The organism is uncultured Sphingomonas sp. (assembly GCF_913778135.1).
In the GTDB taxonomy this organism is placed as follows: Bacteria; Pseudomonadota; Alphaproteobacteria; order Sphingomonadales; family Sphingomonadaceae; genus Sphingomonas.
The window spans coordinates 1-3,475 of the sequence record NZ_CAJYVU010000104.1; the positions used below are offsets into that span (position 1 = coordinate 1).

Annotated in this window: 4 protein-coding genes; 2 read left to right on the forward strand and 2 right to left on the reverse strand. The window is 69.0% G+C overall.

The genetic code is table 11. From position 1 onward, the window contains the following. Nucleotides 1–650: FAD-dependent oxidoreductase (locus tag QZ847_RS10065; RefSeq protein ID WP_294356159.1), on the reverse strand; the 650-nt coding region annotated here is incomplete at its 3' end. A gap of 93 nt (nucleotides 651–743) precedes the next feature. Here QZ847_RS10065 and QZ847_RS10070 point away from each other — a divergent pair. Next, entirely contained in the window at nucleotides 744–2,132 is a 1,389-nt protein-coding gene (locus QZ847_RS10070) for a M17 family metallopeptidase (RefSeq protein WP_294356161.1), read from the forward strand. A gap of 4 nt (nucleotides 2,133–2,136) precedes the next feature. Here QZ847_RS10070 and tpiA read toward each other — a convergent pair whose 3' ends face one another. Beyond that, nucleotides 2,137–2,877: a triose-phosphate isomerase gene (tpiA, locus tag QZ847_RS10075; protein WP_294356163.1), complete on the reverse strand. Its 741-nt coding sequence runs from the start codon at nucleotides 2,875–2,877 to the stop codon at nucleotides 2,137–2,139. Between the two features lie 149 nt (nucleotides 2,878–3,026). On the opposite strand from tpiA, the gene QZ847_RS10080 reads away from it, so the two are divergent. After that, a partial coding sequence (locus QZ847_RS10080; RefSeq protein WP_294356166.1) for a SurA N-terminal domain-containing protein occupies nucleotides 3,027–3,475 on the forward strand: 449 nt, incomplete at its 3' end.

Consider the following 3,475-nt stretch of genomic DNA (forward strand, 5'->3'; position numbering starts at 1 on the left):
AGGCCCGCGTTGCCGCCGCCATCGACGAACTCGCGCACTTCCTTGTTCCACAGCACCTTGATCGACGGGTGCGCGTGGAGCCGCTCTTGCAATATCCGCTCGGCACGCAAGCTGTCGCGGCGGTGGATCAGCGTCACGTCGTCCGAGTGGTTGGTGAGATACAGCGCCTCCTCGACCGCAGTGTTGCCGCCGCCGATCACCGCCACCTTCTTGCCGCGGTAGAAGAAGCCATCGCACGTCGCGCACGCGCTGACGCCCTTGCCCTTCATCGCGTCCTCGCTGTCGAGGCCGAGCCATTTCGCCTGCGCCCCGGTCGCGATCACCAGCACCTCGCCCTCGTACACATCACCGCCATCGCCGGTCAGACGGAATGGCCGTGTCGACAGGTCGACCTGTACGATCGTGTCCCACATCATCCGCGTGCCGACGTGCTCGGCCTGTTTCTGCATCTGCTCCATCAGCCACGGACCCTGGATCACATCGGCGAAGCCGGGGTAGTTCTCGACGTCGGTGGTGGTGGTGAGCTGGCCGCCGGGCTGGATGCCCTGCACCACGATCGGCTTCATGCCGGCGCGCGCGGCGTAGATGGCGGCGGTCAGCCCGGCCGGGCCCGAGCCGAGCACGAGCATGCGAGTCGAATGTGTCGTCATAGGTCGCGATGTAGGGCGCGCGGCGTGGCTTGGGAACTATCGGACGCGACAGCTTCGTTGCGTGCACCCCCAAGTCCTGCTTTGGTCGCGCGCATGACCGACTTCACCTTCCTGCTCCAGCCCGATCGCGGCCAGCCCGCACGCGACATCCACGTCGTCCATCCCGACAAGTACGAGGCTTGGGCGGCCGAGCAGGGGCCGCGGGTGCGCGCCGCGCTCGTCGCCAATCGCGTCACGGGAAAACCCGGCAACCGCGCAGTACTGCCCGGCGAGGGCGCGGACGACTGGTCGATGCTGCTGGTCTGCAACGAGAGCCTTGACTCGCCGTGGCGCATCGCCTCGCTCGGCGATGGCCTTCCGGAGGGTACCTATCGCCTGGCGGACAACGCGCCGGTCGGCGCCGCCGCGCTGGGCTGGCTGCTCGCGCAGCACCGCTTCACGCGATATCGCAACGGAGAGCCGGCGCCGCACCGCGTGCTGCTGACCGACGATCACGCCGGGATCGAGCAGACTGTCCGCCTCGCGCGCGCTACCGCCTACCTGCGCGATCTGGTCGACATAGGCGCGAGCGACATGGGCCCGGCCGAGTTGCAAGCCGAAGCCGCCGCGCTCGCCGACCGCCACTCGGCGACGTTCGCGGTGACGACGGGCGACGCACTGAAGACCGGTTACCCGATGATCCACGCGGTCGGCCGCGCCGCCGCCGAACACCGCGCACCCCGGCTGATCGAACTCGAATGGGGCGACCCCAGTCACCCGCGCGTCGCGATCGTCGGCAAGGGCGTGTGCTTCGATTCGGGCGGGCTCGACATCAAGCCGTCAGCCGGCATGCTGTTGATGAAGAAGGACATGGGCGGCGCCGCGCACGCGCTGGCACTCGCCAGCCTCGTCATGCAGGCGGGGCTACCGGTACGACTCCATTTGCTGATTCCCGCGGTCGAGAATGCGATCTCCGCCGACGCGTTCCGCCCCGGAGACGTGCTGGCGACGCGCAAGGGCATTACGGTCGAGAACACCAACACCGATGCGGAGGGACGCCTGATCCTCGCCGACGCGTTGACGAAGGCGGGCGAGAGCGATCCCGCGCTCATCATCGACTTCGCGACGCTGACGGGTGCGGCGCGCGTGGCGCTCGGCCCCGACCTGCCCGCCACGTTCGTCAACGACGACGCGCTCGCCGCCGACCTGTTCGCCGCCGCCGACGCGGTCAAGGATCCGCTGTGGCGCCTGCCCTTGTGGGATGGCTACGACGACATGCTCCGCTCGGACGTTGCCGATATGGTCAACGCGCCCGACGGCGGCTTCGCGGGCGCGGTCACCGCGGCCTTGTTCCTGCGGCGGTTCGTGAACGCGGATACGCCGTGGGCGCACCTCGACACGTTCGCGTGGCGCCCGGCGGCGAAGCCGGGGCGTCCGAAGGGTGGCGAGGCGTACGGCTTGCGCGCCGCGTTCGAGTTGCTGCGCCGCCGCTACCCCGCCTGAGGCGTCAATTTGCCGCGGCGATGATCGGCACGAACTTCGCCGCGGTCAGGCTGGCGCCACCGACCAGCGCGCCGTCGACGTCCGCGACGTGGAGCAGCTCGCGCGCATTGTCGGGCGCGACCGATCCGCCATAAAGGATGCGCAAGCGGTCGGCTTCCTCACCGATCATATTGCGCAGCTTCGCACGGATCGCGCCGTGCATCGCCGCCACATCATCCGCGGTCGGCGTCCGCCCGGTGCCGATCGCCCACACGGGTTCATAGGCGATGGCGCACCACTCGGCCGCGGCCCCGTCCGGCAGCGATCCCCCGATCTGCGCGGTCACAACAGCCTCGGCCCGCCCCGCTTCGCGCTCGTCCAGCGTTTCGCCGACGCAGACGATGGCGTTGAGGCCGCAGCGGTGCAGCGCCTCCGCCTTAGCCTTTACGTCGGCATCGCGCTCGCCCTGATCCGCGCGTCGCTCCGAGTGGCCGACGATCGAGAAGCGCGCACCGGCTTCCTTGACCATCGCGGCGGAAACGCAGCCGGTATGCGCGCCGTGGTCGGCAGCGTGAACGTCCTCGGCGCCGATCGACAGCGCGGGCACGCGCTCGGCAGCGGGCGTAATCAGCGTGGCGGGCACCGCCACCGCCACGTCGACGCTCGCATGCGCGGTCGCTGCCTCGGCAATCGCGTCGAGCTCCGAAAGCGCGGCACGGCTGCCGTTCATCTTCCAATTGCCCGCCACCAGTTTGCGCCGCGTCATGCCATTCTCCCCTGATCCGATCTCGTTCTTTCGGCGCGATAGCCGCGGTTGCGCCGGTCCGCTATGTCCCACGCGTACCGACGCGGCATTGCCTCCACGCGGAGCGGTGCCTAAAGCCGCCCGGTCTTCGTCTCCACGGCTCCGGGTCCATGCTCAGCTTCTTTCGCCGCATCGTCAATTCAAAGGCCGGCGTGTTCATTACGCTCGCGCTGCTCGGCATTATCGCCTTGTCGTTCGCGGCCGGCGACGTGACCGGGCTGTCTTCTGGCGGTGGCGGGCTGCTGGGTAATTCGGTCGTAACCGTCGGCAACACCGGGATCACCGCCGCCGACGTACGCAAGCGCGCGCAAGACGAGGTGCGGTTCGCGCAGACGCAGCAGCCCGGCTTCGACATGTCGCAGCTCATCCAGCTGGGCGGGATCGAATCGATCATCGAGCGGCTGGCGAACGCGATCGGACTGGAGAAGTTCGGCCATGACCAGGGCCTGCGCGTCAGCCGCGCGCTGATCGGCAGCGAGATCAAGGGCATTCCCGCGTTTGCAGGCCCGACCGGCCAGTTCGACCAGCAGACCTATGAGCGGCTGATCGCGCAGCGCGG